The organism is Caldinitratiruptor microaerophilus, assembly GCF_025999835.1.
GTDB lineage: Bacteria > Bacillota > Sulfobacillia > Symbiobacteriales > ZC4RG38 > Caldinitratiruptor > Caldinitratiruptor microaerophilus.
This window is the reverse complement of record NZ_AP025628.1, coordinates 1,418,226-1,443,154: the sequence shown is the minus strand read 5'-3', so window position 1 is coordinate 1,443,154 and position 24,929 is coordinate 1,418,226. Positions and strand designations below refer to the sequence as shown.

Genomic DNA, 24,929 nt, shown 5'->3' with positions numbered 1-24,929 from the left:
TCGCCGGTTAGCGGACGGTGTAGTCTATCACTCGTTCTTGTCCTATATCTCCGAGATGTGTTTCGCCCAAAAGACAACACCTTAGGTGAGGAGACAACGGCATGGCACATGTGGAAGTCGAATTCCTAGATGTCGGTCAAGGAGACAGTACCCTGATTAAACTACCGAATGGAAAGATGGTTTTGATAGATTGCCACTTTAATGGTCCGTCTGAATCGGTCTTGGATCATGTACTGGAGCGCCTCCCGAAAGATGAGAACTGCACGCCTTATCTGGACTGTTTGGTCATCACTCACCCGCATGAGGATCATATTGGCGGAATAGGCAAGCTCGGACAGAAGGCTAAGATTAAGAGTATCTGGGAGTCTGGACACCGACTCTATATTCCACGAGATAAACAGGATGAATATACGGATTACTATGATATGCTAGATCTCATCCGGCGTATCAAGAGACAGGGGGGAACAGTAAAAGTCTTGCGAGCTAATAGGAGGGGCTTTACTGGAGGTCTCGATGATAGAGTTCAGTGGTACTGCCTATCTCCGTCGAGAGCCTATGCTGAACAGGAACGACCTTCCGAAGACCAAATTCACGAACAGTGTTTGGTGTTGAAACTGGAATTCGGCGGGAATTCGATCATGTTTACGGGTGACAGTAGTTGGCGAGCATGGAGCGAAGCAATTGTGCCATCTTATTCCGAATTGATTCCGACAACCTTTCTACACGTCAGTCACCACGGCTCAATTTCCTTCTTTGCTGACAGCGAGGATAGCGAATCATATATAGATCACTTGCGCATGATGGAACCGGACATTTCGATAGTTTCGGTGGGTCTTAACAACTACGGGCACCCTCACGCTAAGGCTATGGAACTTTACCGTAAATGGACCCATCATTACGCGCGAAGCAAAGGTCAGGTTATGAGAACAGATGAACTCGGCCACATTGTCACATGGCTATACGAAGACGGTACGTACGAGATCATGCCGAGATATCACATGGAAGCCCTTAGCGGTCGATTCATACTCGCAAGAGCTAAAGTAAGGCCCGAACCTGGGCCTGATGCAGATGGAACGTACAGAAGAGGTGTTGACATCACGTTCAACCTCGAGGTGTCGCGAGTGCCGGACTTCCTTAGGCCGCTGAAGGTTCGATGGGAAGTACAGAATAATGGTGTTGGTAGAGATCACAGGATTCATGACTGGTATCTGGGCAAACTGGGTTTTGATACGGTTTATCAGAATCGTACCGCGTTTCATGGACGTCATAATTTGTATGTGAAAGTGACTGGAAAGAACGGCGCGCCCGTAGCGGAGTTCGTGCATATTGTGCGAGTACGAGATGAGGGCTAGGTCTACTTGGTTGGTAGAGGGTTAACCTTACCGTTCGCTGCAAGACAAGAGCGACCGCGATGGTGTCGTCGTACACTTCTCTTGTGATAGCTGGGATTAGGCCCGCCCTGTCAATCGCTATATCCGGAATAGACCGGCCGATTCGGCGTTCGTCCTTCCGCTTCCTCGGAGTGATCAGCGGTTTCCCGCGGCGGTGGCCGGCGTGCCCCTCCAGCTCGCCGTGCAGGTGCCGATGCTCGTTTGGCTCGCCTCCGCTACCGGCCGGTGCTCGACGTGCGCCACCCCGACCTGCGCCGTCTCGCGGCTTTCTGTGTGCCTGTACCTCGGGGTGGGCGCGAACCACACTAACGCGATCGTCGACCGCATCCCGGCCTGCGACCTGCCAGCCGAGACCATCTCGCTACGGCCCGCTTCGCCACCAGGGGCGAGGGCCTCGTCGAGAAGGGGGGCGTCCTGGTGTGGGGTGCACCATTCGACGTCGCCATATTGCACTGAGCTGAAGAGAGTACTCGGGGCGCGCCGGTGAGCGTCGGCACGAGGAAGCCCTGGACCGCCGAGGAACTGAACCGGCTCCCCGAGGGGTGGCGCTACGAGATCGACGAGGGGGAGCTGGTCATCATGGCGCCGGCGGGGTGGCGGCACGGGAAGGTTACAAACCGGGTAGCTTTTGTCCTCAGCCAGTTCGTCTACCCGCAGCGGCTGGGCGAGGTATTGTCTGGCGAGTCCGGCTTTTTCGTCCGCCGTGAGCCGGACGTACTGCGTGCTCCCGACGTGGCCTTTTACTCGACCGAACGGACGGCTCGCGTTGGAGACACAAGCGGCTTCACCAGCATTCCGCCGGACCTTGCCGTGGAGGTCCATGACCCCTCGGAGCCGGACCTGAGCCGGAAAATCCGGCAGTACCTCGAGGACGGCGTGCGGGCCGTGTCGGTCGTGGAGCCGGAGGCCCGGACGCTCATGCGCCACGCGCCGGGACAGCCGCCGCGAACCTGGAGGGAGGGCGAGGCGGTGGTGGAGGAGCCCGTTCTGCCAGGGTTCACCTGCCGGCTCCGGGATCTCTTCGGGGAGGAGTAGCGCGCGGCGCTCCGGCGCCGTCGCATCGTCTGCGCCGCAGTGACGGCCCCATCCGAGGCCGCGCGGTTCCCCTGAGCGCCCGACGTGGGGCCGGATTGTCAACCTTAGTCGGATATTGGGTTGACATTTCGCCGGCCCTGGGATACGTTGGACCCTGGCAAACCGTCGCAGGAAAGGAAGCGGGACCGGACGTGAGCAGCGCACAGAGCAGCCGTACGGTACGGCAGGTGGTCCTGGCCGGCCTTTTTGCCGCTGTGGTCGCGGCCCTGGGCATGGTTCCGCCGCTCACCCTCCCCATCAGCCCGGTACCCATCACCCTGCAGACGCTGGGGGTGATGCTGGCCGGTTCCCTGCTGGGGCGCCGCACGGGCGGCCTGGCGCTCCTGGTCTTCCTGGTTCTGCTGGTGGCCGGCGTACCCGTCCTGGCCGGTGGCCGCGGCGGCGCGGGGTACCTGTTCGGGCCGAGCGGGGGATACATCCTGAGCTGGCCGCTGGCGGCCTACACGATCGGCTGGCTGGTCGAACGGGTGCCGCCGGGGCGATTCTGGGGCTACCTCGTGGCCAACGTGGTGGGCGGGATTCTCCTCGTCTACCTGATCGGGGCCCCGGTGCTGGCCCTGGTCACGGGCCGGACGTTCAAGGAGGCGCTGGTGGGCGGGGCGCTGATCTTCGTTCCCGGCGACCTGCTGAAGGCCCTGGTGGCCTCGGCGGTGGCGGTGCAGGTCCGGCGCCGCTACGCGCCTGGCCGGGCGGAGGATCGCGCCGCATAGGCGAGGCGGGCGGGTTCGGGCCGTGCGCGACGTCTTCATCCTGGGTGCGAAGCGCACCCCGGTCGGCAAGCGAAACGGCCGGTTCCGGTCTCTGCCGCCGGAGGACCTGGCGGCGCCGGCGATCCGGGCGGCGATCGATCAGGCCGGGATCGGCCCGGAGGCGGTCGACGAGGTGATCTTCGGGAATGCGGTCGGGCCGGGCGGCAACATCGCCCGGCTCGCGCTGCTGGAGGCCGGGCTGCCGGTCTGGGTGCCCGGCTTCACGGTCGACCGGCAGTGCGCCGGCGGACTGGAGGCGGTCCGGCTGGCCGCGGCCCTCATCCGGAGCGGGGCCGGCCGGTGCTACGTGGCCGGCGGCGTGGAGAGCACCAGCCAGGAGCCGGTGCGCCTTGCGCCGGACGGCTCCCGCCTGGCGCGTCCCCGCTTTACGCCCCCGTCGCTGGGCGATCCCGACATGGGTGAGGCGGCGGAGGCGGTGGCCCGAGCGTACGGGATCCCGCGGGAGGCGCAGGACGCCTGGGCCCGGCGAAGCCAGCAGCGCTTCCTGGCGGCGGCCGCCGCCGGGCTGTTCGATGAGGAAATCGTCCCGGTCCCGGTGCCGGGCCCGGACGAGCCCCCTCGGGTGGTCGCCCGGGATGAGACCCTGCGCCGCCCGCTGCCGCCGGCTGCGCTCCGGCGGCTCCCACCCGCCTTCCGGCCCGACGGCACCGTCACGGCCGGCAACGCCTGCCGCCACAGCGACGGGGCGGCCGCGCTGGTCCTGGCCGGTCCGGAGGTCCTGGAGCGACCGGAACCGGCTTGGCGCGGCGTTCCCCGTGCCCTCGGCCGGCTGGTCGAGGTCGTCGCCGTCGGGGTGCCTCCCGACCTTCCGGGCACGGGGCCGATGGCTGCGCTGCGGGAGCTGGTCGCCTGCACCGGGGTGGACCTCGGCGAGATCGACCTCTACGAGATCAACGAGCCCTTCGCCGCTGTTGCTGCCCGCGCTATTTGTCGCTCCGGTGACCAGCGACGATGTCATGGCCGTTCATGAGATGTGACCGGTCCGCTGGCGCTGAAGGGGCGCAGCCCGTGGTAAGGATGCGCCCCAGAGTCCGAAATGCAGGGCCGGCAGCCACTAGAATCCACCAGGGCCGTACGGGTGGTTGACCCCGGGGCTGTGAACGAACTCCCGGTAGAGGCGCCACCACCAATGCTCGTAGTCCTCGATATACCGGAAGACGGGAAGGTCGAGCCGGCACGTGGGCCGGCTCTTCAGGTCCCGTAACCGGTGGAGCAGACGGTAGCCCAGGATGAACGCCGTGACCGCCTGGCCGCGCCGGACCCCATCTCCGGTCGTGGCCTGCCGGATGGCGGCCTCCAGCAGGTCGAGCAGGTCGGTGATCTCGTACCCGTAAAGCCGGAGTGAAACCCCGGCGTGTTGCAGGCGAAAGTCTGTCACCACGGGCTACCTCCTCTGGGGGCCTGGGTATCCTGCAGCTCCAGCAGCACCCGCTCGACGTGGGCCTCCTCCACTAGGCGCTGGTCATGGGCGCAAGCGTCCAGGAGGCAGCTCGTGCAGATCGTGTTGATGACCCGCGGGATGCCCCGGGACTCCGTGACGATCTTGCGCAGGGCCTGCTCGGAGAAGAGGGGCCGGTCGGCGCCGGCCAGGTGGAGATGGTGCTGGATGTAGGCCAGAGTCTCGGCCTCCCCGAGGCCGGTGAGGTGGAAGCGCACCTGAACCCGCTGGGCGATGGCCTCGAAGGTGCGAAGCCGGAGCAGCCCCCGGAGTTCGCTCTGGCCGGCGAGGATGAACGTCAGCGGCGAGATGGAGTCCATGTGGAAGTTCAGGAGGAAGCGGACCTCCTGGAGCATGGCGCCGCTGAGGAGGTGGGCCTCGTCGATGACGATCACTGGCTGACGGCCGTTGGTGGTGTAACCGTCCAGGATGGTGCGCTCGAAAAGCCGTTTCACCTCCCGCCCGTGGAACAGAGAAGGCGGGGCCACCCCAAGCTGGGTGAGCACGTCTCGGTAGAACGCGCTGGGGGTGAGACGGGAGTCGGCGATGTACACGAACAGGTGGCGGGTCCGGTCGAGCTGATCGTACAGGGCCCGGATGGCGGTGGACTTCCCGGCGCCGACCTCACCCGTGACGACCGCGAACGCGCGGTGGCGGATGGCGTACTGGAGGCGAGCAAGCAGTTCCTGGTGCTGGGGAGCGGGGAACAGCCGGTCGGTGGGAATCTCCCTGGCGAAGGGCACCGCTTTGAGGCCGAAGTACTCGGTCAGCGTGACGGCTCACCGTCCTTGTGGCCGACCAGGCGAGCGTAAGAGGTCTGACCCAGGCGGCGCTGCTTCTCGGCCTCGTGGTGCTTGCGGGCCAGGGTGAGGAAGTTCATCCCGTCGCTGGACGGGGGTTGGGCCGGGGCAGGGACGGCGTGGTGGTGAGTGCGGCGGAGCTGGAGGGGGGCAGCGTCCGGGAAACGCTTTCCCTCGTGCCAGACCTGGATCTGGCTGAGGTCGTAGGGGTCGTAGCGCAGGAGCACCCGGTGGCCGCTGAGGGCGGCGTCGACCTCGTAGCGGTTCCCATGCAGGGAGAAGCATCCGGTCTTGTCGACGACCCGCTGCTCCTCCCAGAGGAACACCTCCCGCAGGGCCGTAGGGTCGATGCGGCGCAAGGGCTCGGTGTCCGCCTCGAACCGCTGGCGGGGGGTCTGGTGGGTGCTGCCGTGGGGGCGACTGAGGTAGGCCACCTCGAGCCAGGCCCAGAAGAACTCGTTGAGTTCGTCCAGGGTGCGGAGCTGGCCGGCTTCGACCAGCGCGTGCGCTTCGGGTACAAAGCTGCGGCGGACGTACTGGAAAAACTTTTCAACCTTTCCCCGCCCCTGGTGTTTTCGCCCACGCTATTTGTCGCCGCGTTGACCGGAGTGGTTGGCGCTGGAAGGGGACGAGGAGATGGGTGTGGAAGAGCCTGGGGAGGTCGAGCCTCCCCCTTTTCGCGCGGGGGGTGGAAATAAAGACACCTGCCCCGGGTCGAGTTTCGCAGCCAAGCCCCGGGGCAGGCTTCAGAGGAGTTACCTCTGCGTGTCCATCATACTGCCCCTTGCGGTCTCAGTCAAAGCGTACTTACGCCGGTACGGCCGTGACGGACCCGCACTGGCGCTTCGTTGTGCAGGCTGCGGCCGGCAGATGCGGGAGCATGGCGCCCACCATCGGTCAGTGGTTACCCGCCGGCGCATCTACCGCATCCCCATCTACCGCTGGTTCTGTCCCCGGTGCAAGCACACGTGCTCAGTCCTGCCGGACTTTCTGTGTCCGTACGCCCGCTTTGTCACGCTGCTGCGGGAAGTGGTCGTGCGCCGGCGCCTTCAGCAAGGGAGGTCGTGGAGGGATCTCGCCTGGGAAATCAGTTCACCGGCGGTCAGTGTGGTGTCGGAGCGAACGTTGCGCCGGTGGGTGCGTACGGTTCGCGGTATCGCGGGGACTTGGGGACAGTTCCTGACCGCCTGGCTGCTGGAACAGCGACCCGCCGTCGACGTCTTCACGCTGGTCCCCCGCCACGAGGGTCCCGACGCCGCCCTCCACTTTTTGCTCGCGCTGGGTGACTGGCTCCGGCGGCAGATGCCTGTGGACCCTGTCCGCCACCGTGGGCTGTTTGCGTTCCTGAACAGTTTTTGCGAGGCGCCGGCACCCCTGTGAGGTACGGCTATACCCCCCACCACAAACTTTGTCCCTCCCGGCTGGCTCGGCGTGCCGGCCATAATGGCGGCAACGACGCCAGCAGGGGAGGGATTCCATGGACGAGCAGCAGCGGGAAGAGATCGCCACCTTCCGCTGGAGCCTCATCGCCCCCGTACTGACCCAGAACCTGAGCCCGTCCGAGCGCCAGCGCCTGTTGCGGGAGATCGCCGGGCACCCGCACGAGATCCCTTCCAGTGACAAGACCCGAGTCGGGCTCAGGACGCTGCAGCGCTGGGTCCAGGCCTACCGGCAGCACGGGTTCGAGGGGCTCAAACCGCACACCCGGGCGGATGCGGACCAGGGACGGGCCGTTCCCCCGGAGGTCCTGGAAGCGGCGATCGCCTTGCGGCGGGCGGTGCCCGACCGCAGTGTGCAACAGATCATCGCCTTGCTCGAGCTGGACGGAAAGGTCGCACCCGGGCGTCTCAAACGCACCACCCTGGGCCGCTACCTGGCCCGGGCAGGCTGCACCCGCCAGGAGTTGCGCAGCAAAGCCGCCCGGAGTTTGCTCCGCCGGTTTGAGGCCCAACACCGCAACGACCTGTGGCAAGGAGACGTCCTGCACGCCCTGTCGCTGCCGGTGCCGGGACAACCCGGGAAGCGGCGCCAAGTCTACCTCATGGCTTTCCTCGACGACCATAGCCGAGTCGTTTACGGCCAGATGTATTTCGAGGAGAAGCTCCCCCGCCTGGAGGACTGCCTCAAACGCACCATCCTCCGCTACGGCCTGCCCCGCCAGATCTACGTGGACAACGGGGCGATCTACTCCACCCGCCACCTGGCCCGGATCTGCGCCAAGCTCGGGATCCGCCTCAGCCACTCCCGCCCCTACCGACCCCAGGGGCGGGGAAAGGTTGAAAAGTTTTTCCAGTACGTCCGCCCGAAGCGCACGCGCTGGTCGAAGCCGGCCAGCTCCGCACCCTGGACGAACTCAACGAGTTCTTCTGGGCCTGGCTCGAGGTGGCCTACCTCAGTCGCCCCCACGGCAGCACCCACCAGACCCCCCGCCAGCGGTTCGAGGCGGACACCGAGCCCTTGCGCCGCATCGACCCTACGGCCCTGCGGGAGGTGTTCCTCTGGGAGGAGCAGCGGGTCGTCGACAAGACCGGATGCTTCTCCCTGCATGGGAACCGCTACGAGGTCGACGCCGCCCTCAGCGGCCACCGGGTGCTCCTGCGCTACGACCCCTACGACCTCAGCCAGATCCAGGTCTGGCACGAGGGAAAGCGTTTCCCGGACGCTGCCCCCCTCCAGCTCCGCCGCACTCACCACCACGCCGTCCCTGCCCCGGCCCAACCCCCGTCCAGCGACGGGATGAACTTCCTCACCCTGGCCCGCAAGCACCACGAGGCCGAGAAGCAGCGCCGCCTGGGTCAGACCTCTTACGCTCGCCTGGTCGGCCACAAGGACGGTGAGCCGTCACGCTGACCGAGTACTTCGGCCTCAAAGCGGTGCCCTTCGCCAGGGAGATTCCCACCGACCGGCTGTTCCCCGCTCCCCAGCACCAGGAACTGCTTGCTCGCCTCCAGTACGCCATCCGCCACCGCGCGTTCGCGGTCGTCACGGGTGAGGTCGGCGCCGGGAAGTCCACCGCCATCCGGGCCCTGTACGATCAGCTCGACCGGACCCGCCACCTGTTCGTGTACATCGCCGACTCCCGTCTCACCCCCAGCGCGTTCTACCGAGACGTGCTCACCCAGCTTGGGGTGGCCCCGCCTTCTCTGTTCCACGGGCGGGAGGTGAAACGGCTTTTCGAGCGCACCATCCTGGACGGTTACACCACCAACGGCCGTCAGCCAGTGATCGTCATCGACGAGGCCCACCTCCTCAGCGGCGCCATGCTCCAGGAGGTCCGCTTCCTCCTGAACTTCCACATGGACTCCATCTCGCCGCTGACGTTCATCCTCGCCGGCCAGAGCGAACTCCGGGGGCTGCTCCGGCTTCGCACCTTCGAGGCCATCGCCCAGCGGGTTCAGGTGCGCTTCCACCTCACCGGCCTCGGGGAGGCCGAGACTCTGGCCTACATCCAGCACCATCTCCACCTGGCCGGCGCCGACCGGCCCCTCTTCTCCGAGCAGGCCCTGCGCAAGATCGTCACGGAGTCCCGGGGCATCCCGCGGGTCATCAACACGATCTGCACGAGCTGCCTCCTGGACGCTTGCGCCCATGACCAGCGCCTAGTGGAGGAGGCCCACGTCGAGCGGGTGCTGCTGGAGCTGCAGGATACCCAGGCCCCCAGAGGAGGTAGCCCGTGGTGACAGACTTTCGCCTGCAACACGCCGGGGTTTCACTCCGGCTTTACGGGTACGAGATCACCGACCTGCTCGACCTGCTGGAGGCCGCCATCCGGCAGGCCACGACCGGAGATGGGGTCCGGCGCGGCCAGGCGGTCACGGCGTTCATCCTGGGCTACCGTCTGCTCCACCGGTTACGGGACCTGAAGAGCCGGCCCACGTGCCGGCTCGACCTTCCCGTCTTCCGGTATATCGAGGACTACGAGCATTGGTGGTGGCGCCTCTACCGGGAGTTCGTTCACAGCCCCGGGGTCAACCACCCGTACGGCCCTGGTGGATTCTAGTGGCTGCCGGCCCTGCATTTCGGACTCTGGGGCGCATCCTTACCACGGGCTGCGCCCCTTCAGCGCCAGCGGACCGGTCACATCTCATGAACGGCCATGACATCGTCGCTGGTCACCGGAGCGACAAATAGCGCGGGCAGCAACACCTGGGGTCGGTAGGGGCGGGAGTGGCTGAGGCGGATCCCGAGCTTGGCGCAGATCCGGGCCAGGTGGCGGGTGGAGTAGATCGCCCCGTTGTCCACGTAGATCTGGCGGGGCAGGCCGTAGCGGAGGATGGTGCGTTTGAGGCAGTCCTCCAGGCGGGGGAGCTTCTCCTCGAAATACATCTGGCCGTAAACGACTCGGCTATGGTCGTCGAGGAAAGCCATGAGGTAGACTTGGCGCCGCTTCCCGGGTTGTCCCGGCACCGGCAGCGACAGGGCGTGCAGGACGTCTCCTTGCCACAGGTCGTTGCGGTGTTGGGCCTCAAACCGGCGGAGCAAACTCCGGGCGGCTTTGCTGCGCAACTCCTGGCGGGTGCAGCCTGCCCGGGCCAGGTAGCGGCCCAGGGTGGTGCGTTTGAGACGCCCGGGTGCGACCTTTCCGTCCAGCTCGAGCAAGGCGATGATCTGTTGCACACTGCGGTCGGGCACCGCCCGCCGCAAGGCGATCGCCGCTTCCAGGACCTCCGGGGGAACGGCCCGTCCCTGGTCCGCATCCGCCCGGGTGTGCGGTTTGAGCCCCTCGAACCCGTGCTGCCGGTAGGCCTGGACCCAGCGCTGCAGCGTCCTGAGCCCGACTCGGGTCTTGTCACTGGAAGGGATCTCGTGCGGGTGCCCGGCGATCTCCCGCAACAGGCGCTGGCGCTCGGACGGGCTCAGGTTCTGGGTCAGTACGGGGGCGATGAGGCTCCAGCGGAAGGTGGCGATCTCTTCCCGCTGCTGCTCGTCCATGGAATCCCTCCCCTGCTGGCGTCGTTGCCGCCATTATGGCCGGCACGCCGAGCCAGCCGGGAGGGACAAAGTTTGTGGTGGGGGGTATAGCCGTACCTCACAGGGGTGCCGGCGCCTCGCAAAAACTGTTCAGGAACGCAAACAGCCCACGGTGGCGGACAGGGTCCACAGGCATCTGCCGCCGGAGCCAGTCACCCAGCGCGAGCAAAAAGTGGAGGGCGGCGTCGGGACCCTCGTGGCGGGGGACCAGCGTGAAGACGTCGACGGCGGGTCGCTGTTCCAGCAGCCAGGCGGTCAGGAACTGTCCCCAAGTCCCCGCGATACCGCGAACCGTACGCACCCACCGGCGCAACGTTCGCTCCGACACCACACTGACCGCCGGTGAACTGATTTCCCAGGCGAGATCCCTCCACGACCTCCCTTGCTGAAGGCGCCGGCGCACGACCACTTCCCGCAGCAGCGTGACAAAGCGGGCGTACGGACACAGAAAGTCCGGCAGGACTGAGCACGTGTGCTTGCACCGGGGACAGAACCAGCGGTAGATGGGGATGCGGTAGATGCGCCGGCGGGTAACCACTGACCGATGGTGGGCGCCATGCTCCCGCATCTGCCGGCCGCAGCCTGCACAACGAAGCGCCAGTGCGGGTCCGTCACGGCCGTACCGGCGTAAGTACGCTTTGACTGAGACCGCAAGGGGCAGTATGATGGACACGCAGAGGTAACTCCTCTGAAGCCTGCCCCGGGGCTTGGCTGCGAAACTCGACCCGGGGCAGGTGTCTTTATTTCCACCCCCCGCGCGAAAAGGGGGAGGCTCGACCTCCCCAGGCTCTTCCACACCCATCTCCTCGTCCCCTTCCAGCGCCAACCACTCCGGTCAACGCGGCGACAAATAGCGTGGGCGAAAACAGCTTGGGCGAACTGGTCAAGCACGTCGGCTGCTCCGGACCGGGCCAGCTCGTGCTGGATCGCTCGACGGACGAATTCGGCAACCGGGAGGTGCCGGCGAGCCGCAGCCTCACGCAGAACGGAGTGCATCTCGCGAGGCATCCTGATGCGGAGTCTGTGCATGGGCTCACGCGGTGGTGGCATTTGATAGCACACCCTCCAAGCTATGGGATGAGCAAAGCGCGGCCCCTCCGTCGGCCCCTCGACTGGCGGTGGAGACCCCTGCGCAAATGACGATGCCGCCCAGCTTTGCCGGGCGTGCGGGCCCTCTTCCCTTTATCCTGCCGTTATGGGCCCTCGCAGTCGCCTCCGGCTCCTGCGGGGACTTCCGCGGGCGCCGCCCCCGGGTCCCCCGGCCCCCGCCCGGCGGGGTAGATGGTACAGCCTGCGCCGGCTCCGGCAAGGGCCTCCGCTACGCTTCGGCCGCCTGCGGCGGCGCCTTCGGCGCTCTTGCCTCCGCCGGCGCGGGCTGGTCAGTAGCTATCAAGCCGGGCGGGGCCCTGAACTCTATCGCTACGGCCCTGGAGCGCAAGAGTACGGGCCACAGCGAGGTCCGACGCGGTTGCCAGGTCGAGGGCGGCCAGTTGGCGGGCGAATCTGCGGAGGTCTTCTACGGCTGCACTCGCGCTGGTTGAGGAGACGAGACGCTCTGTCGCCAGTGCCTCGACGGCCTGCTCCACTTCGGCCCAGGCGCCTCCCTCGCGAAGGATGCGGAGAATCTCGTTTCGAATGGTATGGCGGTCGAGGGTTCGCTCGGCCGCTCGGCGCGCGATGATCCGGCGGATCTCCTTGAGGGCTTCCGGGGTCGCCGGTCTGGGTAGTATCACGGCGTGGAGTTCTCCGGGCGGAGGGTGACCGACAACGCGCAGTGCTTCCCGGCGAACGTAGTGAAGGGCCACCTCGCGGCTTACCCATCCGAGGAGCTGGCCGTCCGCGTTGAAGAGCTGCACGAGGGGGCGAGGTGCTGGCGGGCGATCCACAGGGTGGGTTAGGACGATTGTTCCGTGGTGCGGGTCGGGATCCACTCCGTCCACGTGCAGCCATACGGCGTCTCCAAGATCGACCTTACCAACAGCTTTCTTCGGTGGTACCGGGGTCAGCGGGCGTCCGTGCGGATCGAGGACGCGAATGGACACAAGTGTCCCTCCTGTTACGTAGCCCCTGCGCTGAGGCTGGGGGCGGCGCTAGGCCTGACAGGGTATTAGTGATCGGGGCTGGAGAGGATCCCGATTCGGTTGGGGTGCATTTACGCCGAGCACCTCTCCCGGGTGGCGGGACTTCAGGGGCTCGCAGCAGGAGCCGGTGCACACGGCGGGGCTGTTGCGCCAGACAGGTCGGGGGCGGGAAGGCTCGCGGTGAAACCGGAAACAATATCGTCAAGCGACATGTCCCAGAAGCGTGCGATCTGAATCAGGAGCCGTAGGGAGGGTAGCCTCGTACCGTTCTCGATTTCGGTGTAATACTTCGGATGAATCCGGAGATAGTTAGCGACTTCATCGACCGAAAGCTGTCGGGGATCGGTCAGACGGCGGTACTTGAGCGGGGTGGCGGGCTTCACACGGGGTCACCTCAGCGAAAAGATCCATCGGATCGTTTCGACATCCTTTTAGGAGAGTAACTCAAAGTCTCGGCGAAGTCAAGTGAGTCTCTTCGAAGATGCTGTCAACGAGTCGATGGATAGTTGATAATGGGGCTGGGGTGGTGGGATGGGGTCGCTGGGAGAACGTCTTCGGTCTTTAAGAGAGCAACGCAAATTGACCCAGGAGGCAGTCGCGCGGGCTTTGGGGGTAAAGCCAGCGACTGTCAGTTCGTACGAGCGAAACAGCAGCCGCCCAGATCCGGAAATGCTGAAACGAATCGCAGAGTTCTTTGACTGCAGCGCGGATTACCTGATCGGGGCAGTTGATGAGCCAAAGCCGCTGCGTGAGGAAGCAAGGGCTGACCGGCGGGAGCGGGACTTACGCGGCCTCTTGGCTGTGGGCATCAGGATGCTGCCCGTCGTGGGGGCGGTTCGGGCGGGACAACCCATTTACGCTGAGCAAAACATCGAAGAGTGGCTCCCTGTGCCCAAAGAAATGGCCGACCAGGCGGATTTCGTCCTCCGGGTCACGGGTGACAGCATGGTCGGAGCCGGTATCTATCCCGGGGATTTGGTGCTCATGCGGAGGGCGGATCGGGCGCAGGTTCGGCCCGGGGACATCGTGGTGGCCCTGATTGGCGACGAGGCGACGCTGAAGATCCTGCAGGTCAGGAGTGGCCGCTATTACTTAGAGCCCGCCAACCCTCAATACTCGGTAATCGAGGTGGAACCGGACGAGTGTCGGATCCAAGGCGTATTTGTGGGCTTGTTCACTCGTCGGGGGTTGGCGGGGGCCGGTGCAGCGGGAGCGGCGGTGAGGCGCGGTGCACTGTTGGAGCAACTGGCAGCAGAGGAAGGAGTGGATGCGAAGGCGTTGCGGGCACTTCTGGACGCGCTGAAGGCGCAGCGCGGAGGCGGGACGCCGACTGCTGCGCGGACGGACAGGCCATAGAAAGGAGACCCTCGGAAGGGTTGTTGGCCGCCGAGGAGCCTTCGGAGCATCGGATTGACGAAGAGTAAGTTACAAGCACGCGCTGAGGAGGCTGACCTACTATCCTCCGGTTCCGAGCACCAGGTTGTCGATGAGCGGGACGTGTAAGGATGTTCCGGCGTCCCGGAGTTTCGCGCCAGTTTAATTCGATCTCCGTGGTGGACGGAGTAGTAACTAGGAACCGCTGGGCTTTACGTTCTACCGGGATACGTATTGGTTTACCATCGCCCCCGGGTCCAGGGCTTGCCCTTTGGGCTTGGGGGCTTGTCACGCGGGTAGCGTTAATACCTTCGTGACATCTAATCAAGCGCCCGCGGACAATAGAGACAGCCAATGGCTAACCGGCCATGCCATTGATTTTACCTATTGATAATATCAATGGATTGACCGGTATAGCATTGGTGTTGTCTATTAGAACCAGGGGGAGCGCCTTGATCGGAACGTGCGGCTGTCCCGTTTTCTGACCGTTCTGCGATGTACTTGGTCCATCTGCCGTTTCACCGGCGGTCTCAGGTTCCGACCAGCATTTAGGCGCTGGCGGCTCGCTCCCGATCCGTCGCTACGGTTTTATAGATAGAAAGCACGCTCTACTTTTGAGGGAACGTGAATGGGGGCGACATCCTCTCATCCTGCCCGGCTACTCGTTGCCGGGGGCAGGTCAACGGGAGCGTCGCCGATGTCCGGCGTGATCCATGGCGCGGTGCACCGCACGGACCGCTCGGAAGTGACCCTCTACATTTCGTGCAGACACGTGTGGGCAGGGTTGCCGCTCTTCGTGAACACTTGCTCCACATCGTCCGCCCTTGATTTCGAGGCCTTGGTGACCTCGAGGTCATGGAGCAAGCCTGCCGGAAACCAGTTGAAGATACTTAATTCATCTCGGTCCGTTCGCAGTGCCGATGGGAAGGTGCGAGCCCGGCGTCGTACGGCTCGGGCCTTCGTACCCGCGTGCCTTACCCGCCTCATGGGATTCCGGATTCGAGATCACCCGGGGGATGCCGGAAGTCGTGTCAGGACTCGGCCGCTACCCCCATGAATCCGCATGTACATGTGTTCACGTGTACATGTGTCGGCAGTTGAGCGTGTTGAAATGGCGGATCGTTCATCAATCGACCGTGTACCAGGGAGGTATGGTGCATGGCAGTCCAAGTGCGCACCGTAAACGGCGTAGGAACCAAGCAGGGGGTGGGCCAGGACCAGCGCAGGGAGCGCGACCAGCGCCGTCGCGCGGCGGCCGCCCAGCGGTTGGCGGCGGCCACCGCCGAGCTGGCCAGCGGTGTCCAGCAGGCGAAGGCGGCTACGGAATCCCTGGATGCTCTCATGCAGGGCATCGCTTCCGCCGCACAGGAAGCGGCGAGCGCGGCCCACCAAAGCCTGAAGAACGCCCAGGTGGTGGAGACGAACGCCGTCGAGGCCGGCAGGGCCGCCGAAGCTTCCTTGCGCCGGATGGAAGCGCTACGTGACGTGGTGGCAGACACGACTCGCGACATCCAGAAGCTCATCGAGGGCGTCAACGCTGCGGCGGAGACCAACCTGAAGTCGGCAGAGAACATCACGGAGCTGGAACGGCAGTCCGCGGAGATCGGCCAGATCGTGCAGACGGTGGAAGCCATCGCAGACCAGACGAACCTCCTCGCCTTCAACGCGGCCATCGAGGCCGCACGGGCGGGCAAGCACGGTCTGGGGTTCGCCGTGGTGGCTGACGAGGTCCGCACCCTGGCTGAGACGTCGGCCTCGGCGGCCAAGGAGATCAAGGAGCTGATCGCCACCATCCAGGAAGACGTGCGCCGGGTGACCGAGGACGTCACCCAGATCGGCCGCGCGGCGGTCGCCGAGGTGGAAAAGGGAAAGGCCATCGCGGAAAGCCTCGACGTGATCGCCAACAGCATGGCCCATGTCATGGACGGTTTCCAGCAGGTCAACGACCAGTCGGCGCAGGCGGCCAAGGCGGCGGCCGAGATGCGGCAGGGAGCGCAGCAGATCAGCAACGCCGCCGAACAGGCCAGCACCGCCACCCGGCAGGCAGCGCAGGCGGTGGCGGAACAGAACAAGGCGCTGGGTGAGATCAGTTCGGCAGCCGATGATCTGGCCCAGATGGCGGACGAGCTCAAGCATACGAGCGAGGGCGGGAAGGCCGGCCAGGAGGTGGCCAGTGCCGCTGCCGAGCTGAGCGCCACCATCCAGCAGTCCAACAGCGCCGCACAGCAGATCATGGCGTCCCTTCAGCAGATCAACTCTGCGGCGCAGCAGCAGTCCTCAGCGGCACAGCAGGCCTTGGCCGGGGCTCGCCAGATCGAAGCGAACGCCCGGGTCATCCTCGACAACGCCCGGGCTTCCGAAGAAGACGTGCGCAAGCTGTCGGACCTCCTGGCGAAGAACAAGGTGGACGTGGACAACTTCATCGCCGCGATCAATCGAGCCGCTGAAGAAAACCTCAAGGCGGCCGGCAATATCAAGACGCTCCAGGACCGGGCGCGCAAGATCGACAAGATCGTGGACACCATCGTCAACGTGACGATCCAGACGAACCTGCTGGCGCTCAACGGCGCCATCGAGGCGGCGCGTGCCGGCAAGCACGGCAAGGGGTTCGCCGTCGTCGCGGGGGACGTGCGTTCCCTGGCCCGGGAATCGGCCGAGGCGGCGGACAAGATCAAGACAGTGGTGCGGGACATTCAAGACCAGATCCTGGTAGTGGCGCGCGACATCGAGGAAGCGGGTGTTGCCGCCCGGCGCCAGGTGGAGGACGCCAAGCGGACCACCACGAGCCTCCAGACGATCGAACGGGACATGAAGGTCGTGTACGAGGGCGTACAGGCTATCACCGCTCAGGCGGAAACGTCGCTGACCAACGTGCAGGAGGCGTTGGCAGCCGTGGGTCAGATCGCCAAGGCGGCGGAGAACATCGCCCAGAACACGTCCGAGGCTTCGAAGGCGGCGGAGGAAAACGCCCGCGGAATGGCCGAGCTGGCTCGGGCTGTGGAAGAGATCAGTAACACCGCTGAGCAACTTTACCAGGGATGAGAAAGGGGTTGGCGGACCATGACGGATCTCCGGAACCGGGCTCAGGCGGCCGTTGTGGACCAGGAAGACGGCGAGTTGCTTGCCGACGAGGTACAGTTGGTGACCTTCAAGGTGGACAACGAGGAGTATGGCGTGGACATCATGCAGGTCCAGGAGATCATCCGCGTGGGCAACATCGTCCGCGTGCCGGGTGCTCCCCCCTTCGTCGAGGGCATCATGGATCTGCGGGGCAAGGTGCTGCCGGTCGTGGACCTACGCCGCCGGTTCCACCTGGAGTCTCGGGAGCACGACGCCACGAGCCGTATCGTGGTGATCAACCTCGCCGACATGACCCTGGGGCTGATCGTGGACTCCATCACCGAGGTGCTGCGGCTGCCCAACAGCGCGATCGAACCGCCGCCCCGGATCGTGGCGGGCATCGATGCCCGATTTCTCAAGGGGATCGGCCGTGTGGACAAGCGACTGCTCATTCTGTTGGACCTGGACCGCATCTTCTCTGAAGAAGAGATCGCGGGCATCGGTCGGATGGCTGAGGCCGCCGTTCAGGAGGCGTGACGGTGGCGAGCGGGTTACGCACCGTCGAGGTGCGCATGGGTCAATTCCGCGCCAGCCGGGATGCGGAAGTGGCGTTGGAAACCAGCAGTCTGGGCTCGTGCGTCGCCGTGGCCCTCTACGATCCAGAAGCGCGCGTAGCGGGGCTGTGCCACATCCTCCTGGATCGCGAGAGCCGGTTTCCTGGCGGGGTGCCGGAACGGTGCGCCGATTTCGCGATCCCAGCCGCCTTGGCCGAGATGGTAACGCTGGGAGCCTCGCCCGAGCGCGTCGTGGCTCATCTGGCCGGTGGAGGGAACATGTTCCGGGGTGTCACCGACCCGGTCTATGATGTCGGATCGTGGAATGTCGCTGCTGCTAAGGAGGTTCTTGAAGCACTCGGCATCCCGGTGGTGACCGAGGACGTGGGGGGGTCCAACCCCAGGCGCTTGCGCATCGAGGTGGCCACTGGCCATACATCGGTCCACTTCCCTGCGGGCCGTGGTGGGGCATGACGGTGACCGGCCCGGGCCGGGTTCGGGTCCTGATCGTGGATGACTCGGCTTTCTCCCGGCGCATCTTGCGGGACATACTGGCCCGCCACGGCTGCGAAGTGGTGGGAATGGCCCGCGACGGGGCAGAGGCCGTGGAGATGGTTCTGGGCCTGCGCCCTGACGTGGTCACCCTGGATGTGGACATGCCCCGTCAGGACGGGCTGACCACGCTCAAGACCATCATGGCTCGCTGCCCGACGCCGGTCGTGATGGTGAGTGCCCGTACCCAGGAGGCCGCCCCCATCACCCTGGCCTGCCTGGAGGCCGGTGCGGTGGACTGCATTCCCAAGTTAAGCGGGAGCCAAGGGTTGGACCTGCGGGATCAGGAGCGAGACCTGGCCGCCCGGGTCATCGCGGCGGCCCGCGCCCGCCTGCGGCGAGGAGGGACTTCCACGCCGGGGTCGGCGGCGCGCCCCCCGCGTCGCCCTGCCGACCCGGCCGCCCTGCCGGGGGTACGGCGGTGTGTGGCGCTGGGAGCCTCGACCGGTGGCCCGCGCAACGTGGTGGAGATGCTGGCCCGGCTTCCGGCCGACTTGCCAGCCCCGGTGGTGTATGTGCAGCACATGCCCGCACAGTTCATTCGGAGCTATGCGGCCCGCATCGATCAGGTTTGTCCCCTGCGCTGCAAGGTGGCGGAAGACGGGGAAGAACTGCTGCCCGGTACCATTTACCTGGCCCCCGGTGACGTGCACCTCGTGGTCATTCCACCGCTGCGGGCCGGGGGGTGGCCGCGGGTCAAACTCACCGCGGAGCCGGCCAACGCGCTGTTCCGCCCCTCCGTGGATGTGATGATGACGTCCGTAGCCCGCGTGTACGGCACCGGCGCGGTGGGGGTGCTGATGACGGGCATGGGGCGTGACGGAGCGGCTGGCATGAAGGCCATTCGTCTGGCAGGCGGGCACACCATCGCCGAGTCAGAGGAGACAGCCGTCATCTTCGGTATGCCGGCGGCGGCCATCGAAGAAGCGGCTGCTGAGGTCGTCCTGCCCGATTACCGGATCGCGGAGGCCATTGTGGAAGGAGTCGCCAGTCTCCGATGAAGTGGCTGCGAGCGGTCCTTTATCATGCCTTGCTGTCCGTGACAACCGTGTGGTCGGGAGGCCTGCCGCCGGGGTTCCTGCCCCATACAGGGGGAGGCGGAACTTCCGGCGAACCGGAGCCGACTCCGGCGGAACCCCTGCCGGAGGCCGGCGAGGATCTCTCGGTGCGGGACGTGGGCATCGAGGTGATCTTTGCGGAGGGCGTCTCCTTCCGCGGTATCCGCGCCAACCAGATCTATTCGGCCCTGCTCGAACTAGGCGAGGTCACCGCGTTCCGGCCCAATTTCGTGATCGCGAACGACGACGAGTTGGGCCGTTTCTGGCTGGCGCTCCGTACGACCGCGCCCTGGGAACGGATCGAGGCGGCGGTGCGGCAGGCGGTGGAGCCGGGGGAACTGGACGCTGTACGGGAGGTAGCCCCGGAAGGAGTGCTTCGCCCGCCGGAGGCCGCAGCGGCGGGCGCGCCGCCCCCACAGGCCGGGGGCAGGGGCCGAGACGCGACGGAAGAGCCGACCGACCTGGCGGCTGAGCAGCGCACCATCCGGGTGGACCTGGAGCGACTGGAGACGCTGAGCAACCTCGTGGGCGAACTGGCGGTGGAAAAGGCACACCTGGCCAACCTGGCGACCCGCCTGGAGGCGATCTGCACGGAAGGGGAGAGCCGGCGCCTGGCACAAGACCTGCGCCGTTCGGTGGGCAAGCTGTCCGCCGTCTCTGGCCAGCTCCAAGAGTTGTCCACGGAGCTGCGTATGGTGCCCGTGGGCATGATGTTCCGACGGTTCACCCGGTTGGTGCGCGAGCTGGCGGCTGCCACCGGTAAGCCTCTCACCCTCCGCCGTGAGGGCGAGGATACCATGCTGGACAAGGCGATCGTCGAGGAGATGGTCGCGCCGCTTCTCCATCTCATCCGCAACGCCGCCGATCACGGCATCGAGCCTCCGGACGAACGCCGCCGGGCTGGAAAGCCGGAAACGGGCACCATCACGCTCCGGGCATTCGACCAGGGGGACGAGGTGCTCATCGAGGTGGAGGATGACGGCCGGGGGATGGACGTGGCGCGCATCCGTGCCAAGGCAGTGGAGAAGGGGCTCATCACGGCGGAAACGGCAGTCGCCCTGTCCGACCAGGAAGTCCTCCAGCTCGTGTTCCAGCCCGGGTTCTCCACGACCTCCGAGGTGACCGACATCTCCGGCCGCGGCGTCGGCATGGACGTCGTGAAGGCCAGCGTGGAGCAGCTGCGCGGGAGCGTGCACCTGCAGAGTGATGCCGGTCGGGGGACCCGCGTCACCATCCGGCTACCGCTGACCGTATCCATCCTCCAGGTCATGCTGGCCCAGGTGGGCGACCAGACCGTGGCGGTGCCGATGTCCTGTCTGACCGGCTTGGTGCGCATCGGTGCAGAAAACCGCGTGCTGTGGGGGGCCGCCCTGCGCCACCAAGACCGCCTGGTGCCGCTGGTCGAACTGGGGCGCCTGTGGTGGCAGGAAGAAGGCACCGGCGCCAGCGCTCTGTTGGTGCGGGCCGACGGGCAAGAGTTCGCCCTCCTGGTCGACCGACCGCTGGGCCTTGGCGACGTGGTGGTGAAACCCCTGGGAGACTACGTGGGGCGGCTGCCAGGGGTTGCCGGTGCAGCCATCCTGGCCGACGGCAGGGTGGCGTTGGTGCTCGATCCATCCACCCTGCTGTCGCAGCGCATGCCAACGAGGGGAGCCGTTGAAGTTGGAACTCCAGTATCTGCTTGAACAGGCTCGCAGCGGCGATGTGGGAATCCGGCGGACCGCGATGCGGCAACTGGCCCGGTACCCGGTCCCCGAGGCCCTGACGGCACTGGTCGCCGGTCTCTGCGATGAGCCCGCCGTGGCCGACGCCGCTGCGCACAGCCTCCTCCGCATCGGCGGCGAGGCAGCGGCCCGAGCCGTGGTGCCACTGCTCGCTCACGAAGAAGTCCGGCCCCGCAGCGTCGCTCTGGATGTCCTGATCGGTCTCGGTCGTACGGCCGGCCCCGTACTGGTGGAACTGCTGGGGCATCCCGACCGGGAGCTGAGGAAAATGGCAGCCGAGGTACTCGCTCAGGGGACCTACGTGGAAGCTTGCCCTGCGCTGGAGGCCGTTCTTGACGATCCCGATCCGGTGGTGCGTGCAGCGGCCGCTGCCGCCGTGGCGGCCCTCGGATGCAGGGGCGCGGCGCAGCACCTCGTCCAACGCCTGGCCGAAGAGCGGGAGGACTGGGTGCGCTTCGCCCTGGCCGGCGCCGTGGCCCGGCTTGCATCGCCGAATGAGGTGCAGGCCCTCCTGGAGGAGATGCCCGACGGCGCTCTGGCGGACCTGGTGCGGACCGAACTTCGGCATCGCCTGGAAGGGGCGGCGGTGGAAGAGGAGGCATGGGGATGAGCGGCCCGGGGCAGTCTACCGTGGGCCCGGTGCTGAGCGATGCCGAGTACCGCAGCCTGTGCGAGTGGGTATACCTGCAAACCGGGATGGTATTCGATGACAGGCGGCGTGACGTTGTCGAGAACCGTCTCGGAGCGAGGATGCAACAGCACTCTGGCCTGTCCGTGCAGCAGTACTTGCGGCGCCTGGCGGTAGACGAACGCGAGGCCCGAGAGTTCCTCGACCTGCTCACGGTCAACGAGACCTACTTCTTCCGGGACCTGCCCCAGATGACCGTGTTTCGACAGGTGCTGGAGGAGATGGTCGCGGAGAGGCGGCAAGTGCCGTTCGGGCGGCTCCGGGTATGGAGTGCCGGATGCTCCATCGGGTGCGAGCCATACACCCTGGCGATGTGCATCCAAGAAGAGCTGGATCGACAGCGAGTGCCCCTGGAGTGGCACGTACTCGGCACGGACATCAGCCCCTCGAGCCTCGAGGTCGCAGAGTCTGCCCTCTACAGCGACCGAGAGGTCCGGGACGTTCCGCCGGACCTTCTGAAGAAGTACTTCCGGCGCCGCGACACCTGGTGGGAGTTCTCCCATCCCTGCAAGAACCGGGTGCAATTCCGGTATTCCAACCTTCTCCGTCCTGGCCGAGAGGTCCAGGGAGCCTTCGACATCGTGTTCTGTCGGAATGTCCTGATCTACTTTGATGATGCCTCCCGGCGGCAGGTAGCGGAGACCCTGTTCGATCTCATGGTACCTGGCGGTTACCTCTTCTTGGGAGCCTCCGAGTCGATGAGCCGGATTTCCCGGGCGTTCCAGCTCCGGCGGGTAGGGTCGGGGTTCGTGTACATCCGGCCGTAGGAGGGCGCGCGGATGAAGCGCATTTTGGTTGTGGATGACTCGAACATGACGCGAAAAATGGTGATCTCCATCCTGAGCCGGGAGGGCTACCAGGTGGACAGCGCCGGCAACGGACTGGAGGCACTGGAGCGTCTCTACCAGACGGCATACGACCTCGTGATCACCGACATCAACATGCCGCAGATGGACGGCCTGGAGTTCCTGCGGCAGGTGAGGCAGGAGAGCCAGTACGGCCGCTTGCCGGTCCTGGTGCTCTCCTCCAACAGCAGTCCGGAGGAGGTCCAGCGCACCCTGCGCGCAGGAGCCAGCTTGTACCTGATCAAGCCGGCCCCGCCCGAAAAGCTCCTGGAAAGCGTGCGCGCTCTACTCAAGGCGGGATGAACGATGTCCATGCTTCCGGACGACCAGTCCAGCCTGCTGGCGGATTTCGTGGTCGAATCCCTGGAGCAGCTGTCGGCGGCCGAAGACAGCCTGCTTCAACTCGAAGAGCAGCCCGAGCGGGTGGACCTGATCCGAGGGCTGATGCGCTCGTTTCACACCATCAAGGGGAACAGTGCGTACCTGGGCTTGCGGGAGATCTCCGACCTGGCCCACCGCCTCGAGACGTTGCTGGAACCCGTGCAGCAGAGAACCGGGTCCCTCGACGAAGGCGTGATCAACGAACTCCTGTCCGGGGTGGACCGCCTGCGAGCCCTGGTGCAGCGCGCCGCAGCCGCAGGGCAGGCGACCGACGGAGAGGCCGAGATAGCGGCTCGTGAACTGGTTGAAGGAGCCGAGAACCGCTACCTCATTTTCCGGGTCGGTTCTCTGGAGATGGCCCTGCCACTGAAGCAGGTCGTGGAGGTGACCCGCCCGGTACCCGTGACCCGCCTGCCGTACGTGCCGCCACACGTCGCGGGTGTGGTGAACCTGCGGGGTCTCGTGGTGCCGCTGGTGGACCTGGAGCGGCGTCTGTGGGGTACTTCGGGTAGTGACGGCATGCAACACCTCGTGGTGGTGTCCTGGGGACGGGGGCGGCTCGCACTCGGGGTGCAGCAGGTGGTAGCGGTGACGGAACTGGACGAACAGCAGGCGTACGAGAGCAGCGGACGCGATTGGTACGGCACGCGGGTGATCTTGCACCGCGGCACACCGGTTGCGCTCTTGGAGCTGGAGCGCGTGCTCGGCGATACGGCCGGAGAAGGGGGGTGTCTTCGATCTGTTTGAGTTCTGGCGTTTAATGCGCCGGCCGGACGATCCGGTCCCGCCCGGCTTTCCCGCAGTGGCTCCAGAGGAGGCTCACGGGCAGTCTCAGCCGGCAGACGCGTCTTCACCGTACCCATCCCGACCCACTCACGCTATGTCCCTGGAGCAAGAGACCACACACATGCTCGCAGATGCAGCAGCAGCACTGAAAGAGACCCTGCAAAGGGTGCTCTACCCCACTCTTCGTCAGATGGAGGAGCACCAGTCGGCTCAACAGCAACAGATCGAACTCCTGGCATCTGTCGTCGGGGAACTGGAGAACCGCTCCGGGGTGCTGCGTTCCGGCACGCAGGAACAGGCGCGCTTGACCCAGGCTGCCCTGGCGGAGTTCGAGCGTATCGCCGGGGCCGCCGGCGCCGCGGCAAGCGTTGCTCAGGAAAGTGCGGCGTCTTCGTCTGGTGCCGCTGAGGCCTTGCGCGCCGCCATGGAGCGGTTCGGCCAGGTATCGGCGCAACTGGAACGGCTCCAGGACGTGGTGATGGCGTGGGCCCGGCACATGGAACACCTGGGAGCACAGACAGAACGGATCGCTAAGTTTATCGACACGGTCGGCCGTATCGCGCGCCAGACCAACTTACTGGCATTCAACGCGGCCATCCAGGCGGCCCAGGCCGGAGAGCACGGGCGCGGCTTCGCCGTGGTGGCAGAAGAAGTGAGGCGCCTGTCGGACCAGACATCCGCGGCAGCCAAGGACGTCGCCGCGCTGGTGCGCGAAATCGTGACCGGCACCGGACGCAGCATGTCGGACATGCGCGAGGCAACCCACGTACTGGGGGAGCTGGTACAAAGTGCGCGCGCCGCATCCGCTACGTTGTCGGAAGCCGGCGAGGCGGCCGGGACGAGTGCCGGGCGCATGCGTACCATCGTTGAAGCCACCCAGAGCCTGTCGGATTCCGTATCTCGATTGCGGCAGGAACTCGAGTCTTTGGCGAACGTCGCGGCGCGCCAGGCGGAGAGCGCGGCCATGGCAGCAGAAGAGGGCATGCGCCTTCGGGCACTTGCTGAAGAGGTGGCGCGTACCGCCGCGGTAGGGCGGGAGGTTTCTGCAGCCGTCACCCGCTCCGTGCAGGGCCTGGCGGGTGACCTCGCCCAGTCGGTGGAGCTCCTTGAGCACCTCGCAGCCGGGTCTGTACCTGGGGAAGATGGGAACGAGAAGGGCGTACGGGGATGATCCCGCACCCAAGGCCAGCGAGTGAGGGGTGGTCGTCGGCAGCTGTGCCTGGGGAAGCCGGGCCGGTCGCGTGCCACAAGTGAATTGGGCACGGAGGCTCAGACTGCGCCCGCCGTACTGTCGTTTCCCGTTTCCTTCCAGTGGAGGGTTGTGATCCGGTTCCTTGTTGGCCTCGCCTGATGATACTGTG

General features: G+C 65.7%; 26 protein-coding genes and 1 pseudogene. 20 read left to right on the top strand and 7 right to left on the bottom strand.

The features are described 5' to 3' along the window. Window positions 1-101: 101 nt before the first annotated feature. The 4 genes from caldi_RS07060 (at window position 102) to caldi_RS07045 (ending at window position 4,226) form a co-directional block, all read left to right on the top strand. Window positions 102-1,352 (top strand): ComEC/Rec2 family competence protein, encoded by a 1,251-nt coding sequence (locus tag caldi_RS07060; protein WP_264844396.1) that lies wholly within the window; start codon window positions 102-104, stop codon window positions 1,350-1,352. Window positions 1,353-1,874: 522 nt separating this feature from the next. Continuing rightward, the gene (locus tag caldi_RS07055; RefSeq protein WP_264844395.1) at window positions 1,875-2,426 is read left to right on the top strand and encodes a Uma2 family endonuclease; all 552 of its coding nucleotides are present in this window, start codon (window positions 1,875-1,877) and stop codon (window positions 2,424-2,426) included. Between the two features lie 191 nt (window positions 2,427-2,617). Further along, complete coding sequence (locus caldi_RS07050) at window positions 2,618-3,196, top strand: biotin transporter BioY (protein WP_264844394.1); 579 nt, start codon at window positions 2,618-2,620, stop codon at window positions 3,194-3,196. Window positions 3,197-3,218: 22 nt separating this feature from the next. After that, entirely contained in the window at window positions 3,219-4,226 is a 1,008-nt protein-coding gene (locus tag caldi_RS07045) for a thiolase family protein (RefSeq protein ID WP_264844393.1), read from the top strand. 84 nt (window positions 4,227-4,310) lie between these two features. Here caldi_RS07045 and caldi_RS07040 read toward each other — a convergent pair whose 3' ends face one another. Genes caldi_RS07040 through caldi_RS07030 form a run of 3 tightly spaced genes read right to left on the bottom strand, consistent with a single transcriptional unit; the run spans window position 4,311 to window position 5,928 of the window. Beyond that, window positions 4,311-4,634, bottom strand: coding sequence for a hypothetical protein (locus tag caldi_RS07040; protein ID WP_264841554.1), 324 nt, complete (start codon window positions 4,632-4,634; stop codon window positions 4,311-4,313). Further along, window positions 4,631-5,437, bottom strand: coding sequence for an ExeA family protein (locus caldi_RS07035; protein WP_264841555.1), 807 nt, complete (start codon window positions 5,435-5,437; stop codon window positions 4,631-4,633). The genes caldi_RS07040 and caldi_RS07035 overlap by 4 nt, the downstream gene beginning before the upstream one ends. Before the next feature lie 23 nt (window positions 5,438-5,460). Continuing rightward, a complete protein-coding gene (locus tag caldi_RS07030; RefSeq protein WP_264843881.1) occupies window positions 5,461-5,928 on the bottom strand; it encodes a Mu transposase C-terminal domain-containing protein in 468 nt (155 codons plus the stop codon). A gap of 331 nt (window positions 5,929-6,259) precedes the next feature. Between caldi_RS07030 and caldi_RS07025 the strand changes: the two genes are divergently transcribed. From caldi_RS07025 to caldi_RS07005, 5 genes and pseudogenes are all read left to right on the top strand, one after another. Continuing rightward, a complete protein-coding gene (locus caldi_RS07025) occupies window positions 6,260-6,874 on the top strand; it encodes a DUF6431 domain-containing protein (RefSeq protein WP_264842460.1) in 615 nt (204 codons plus the stop codon). A 97-nt stretch (window positions 6,875-6,971) separates the two neighbouring features. Further along, a pseudogene (locus caldi_RS07020) lies at window positions 6,972-7,694 on the top strand (helix-turn-helix domain-containing protein); the annotation flags it as partial. A gap of 182 nt (window positions 7,695-7,876) precedes the next feature. Continuing rightward, the gene (locus caldi_RS07015; protein WP_264843881.1) at window positions 7,877-8,344 is read left to right on the top strand and encodes a Mu transposase C-terminal domain-containing protein; all 468 of its coding nucleotides are present in this window, start codon (window positions 7,877-7,879) and stop codon (window positions 8,342-8,344) included. Window positions 8,345-8,367: 23 nt separating this feature from the next. Further along, window positions 8,368-9,174: an ExeA family protein gene (locus tag caldi_RS07010; RefSeq protein ID WP_264841555.1), complete on the top strand. Its 807-nt coding sequence runs from the start codon at window positions 8,368-8,370 to the stop codon at window positions 9,172-9,174. Beyond that, entirely contained in the window at window positions 9,171-9,494 is a 324-nt protein-coding gene (locus tag caldi_RS07005; RefSeq protein ID WP_264841554.1) for a hypothetical protein, read from the top strand. The genes caldi_RS07010 and caldi_RS07005 overlap by 4 nt, the downstream gene beginning before the upstream one ends. Before the next feature lie 77 nt (window positions 9,495-9,571). Here caldi_RS07005 and caldi_RS07000 read toward each other — a convergent pair whose 3' ends face one another. From caldi_RS07000 to caldi_RS17750, 4 genes are all read right to left on the bottom strand, one after another. Continuing rightward, entirely contained in the window at window positions 9,572-10,426 is an 855-nt protein-coding gene (locus caldi_RS07000; protein WP_264844392.1) for a DDE-type integrase/transposase/recombinase, read from the bottom strand. Between the two features lie 97 nt (window positions 10,427-10,523). Next, complete coding sequence (locus tag caldi_RS06995; RefSeq protein ID WP_264842460.1) at window positions 10,524-11,138, bottom strand: DUF6431 domain-containing protein; 615 nt, start codon at window positions 11,136-11,138, stop codon at window positions 10,524-10,526. A 706-nt stretch (window positions 11,139-11,844) separates the two neighbouring features. Further along, on the bottom strand, window positions 11,845-12,507 hold the full coding sequence (locus caldi_RS06990) for a hypothetical protein (protein WP_264844391.1): 663 nt from the start codon (window positions 12,505-12,507) through the stop codon (window positions 11,845-11,847). 143 nt (window positions 12,508-12,650) lie between these two features. After that, entirely contained in the window at window positions 12,651-12,929 is a 279-nt protein-coding gene (locus caldi_RS17750; RefSeq protein WP_406568103.1) for a helix-turn-helix domain-containing protein, read from the bottom strand. A 148-nt stretch (window positions 12,930-13,077) separates the two neighbouring features. Between caldi_RS17750 and caldi_RS06985 the strand changes: the two genes are divergently transcribed. The 11 genes from caldi_RS06985 (at window position 13,078) to caldi_RS06935 (ending at window position 24,739) form a co-directional block, all read left to right on the top strand. Next, window positions 13,078-13,902 (top strand): LexA family protein, encoded by an 825-nt coding sequence (locus tag caldi_RS06985; protein ID WP_264844390.1) that lies wholly within the window; start codon window positions 13,078-13,080, stop codon window positions 13,900-13,902. Between the two features lie 1,176 nt (window positions 13,903-15,078). Beyond that, entirely contained in the window at window positions 15,079-16,962 is a 1,884-nt protein-coding gene (locus caldi_RS06980) for a methyl-accepting chemotaxis protein (RefSeq protein WP_264844389.1), read from the top strand. An 18-nt stretch (window positions 16,963-16,980) separates the two neighbouring features. Beyond that, window positions 16,981-17,517: a chemotaxis protein CheW gene (locus caldi_RS06975; RefSeq protein ID WP_264842039.1), complete on the top strand. Its 537-nt coding sequence runs from the start codon at window positions 16,981-16,983 to the stop codon at window positions 17,515-17,517. 2 nt (window positions 17,518-17,519) lie between these two features. Beyond that, a complete protein-coding gene (locus tag caldi_RS06970; RefSeq protein ID WP_264844388.1) occupies window positions 17,520-18,008 on the top strand; it encodes a chemotaxis protein CheD in 489 nt (162 codons plus the stop codon). After that, window positions 18,005-19,087 (top strand): protein-glutamate methylesterase/protein-glutamine glutaminase, encoded by a 1,083-nt coding sequence (locus caldi_RS06965; RefSeq protein ID WP_264844387.1) that lies wholly within the window; start codon window positions 18,005-18,007, stop codon window positions 19,085-19,087. The genes caldi_RS06970 and caldi_RS06965 overlap by 4 nt, the downstream gene beginning before the upstream one ends. Before the next feature lie 164 nt (window positions 19,088-19,251). Then, window positions 19,252-20,829: a chemotaxis protein CheA gene (locus caldi_RS06960; protein ID WP_264844386.1), complete on the top strand. Its 1,578-nt coding sequence runs from the start codon at window positions 19,252-19,254 to the stop codon at window positions 20,827-20,829. Next, window positions 20,807-21,478, top strand: a complete 672-nt coding sequence (locus tag caldi_RS06955) for a HEAT repeat domain-containing protein (RefSeq protein ID WP_264844385.1) — start codon at window positions 20,807-20,809, stop codon at window positions 21,476-21,478. Before caldi_RS06960 ends, caldi_RS06955 begins: the two co-directional genes overlap by 23 nt. Next, on the top strand, window positions 21,469-22,323 hold the full coding sequence (locus caldi_RS06950; protein WP_319951805.1) for a CheR family methyltransferase: 855 nt from the start codon (window positions 21,469-21,471) through the stop codon (window positions 22,321-22,323). Before caldi_RS06955 ends, caldi_RS06950 begins: the two co-directional genes overlap by 10 nt. 12 nt (window positions 22,324-22,335) lie before the next feature. Then, window positions 22,336-22,704: a response regulator gene (locus caldi_RS06945; protein WP_264844383.1), complete on the top strand. Its 369-nt coding sequence runs from the start codon at window positions 22,336-22,338 to the stop codon at window positions 22,702-22,704. 3 nt (window positions 22,705-22,707) lie between these two features. Continuing rightward, complete coding sequence (locus tag caldi_RS06940; protein WP_264844382.1) at window positions 22,708-23,529, top strand: chemotaxis protein CheW; 822 nt, start codon at window positions 22,708-22,710, stop codon at window positions 23,527-23,529. A gap of 160 nt (window positions 23,530-23,689) precedes the next feature. After that, window positions 23,690-24,739, top strand: coding sequence for a methyl-accepting chemotaxis protein (locus caldi_RS06935; protein WP_264844381.1), 1,050 nt, complete (start codon window positions 23,690-23,692; stop codon window positions 24,737-24,739). Window positions 24,740-24,929: the final 190 nt, after the last annotated feature.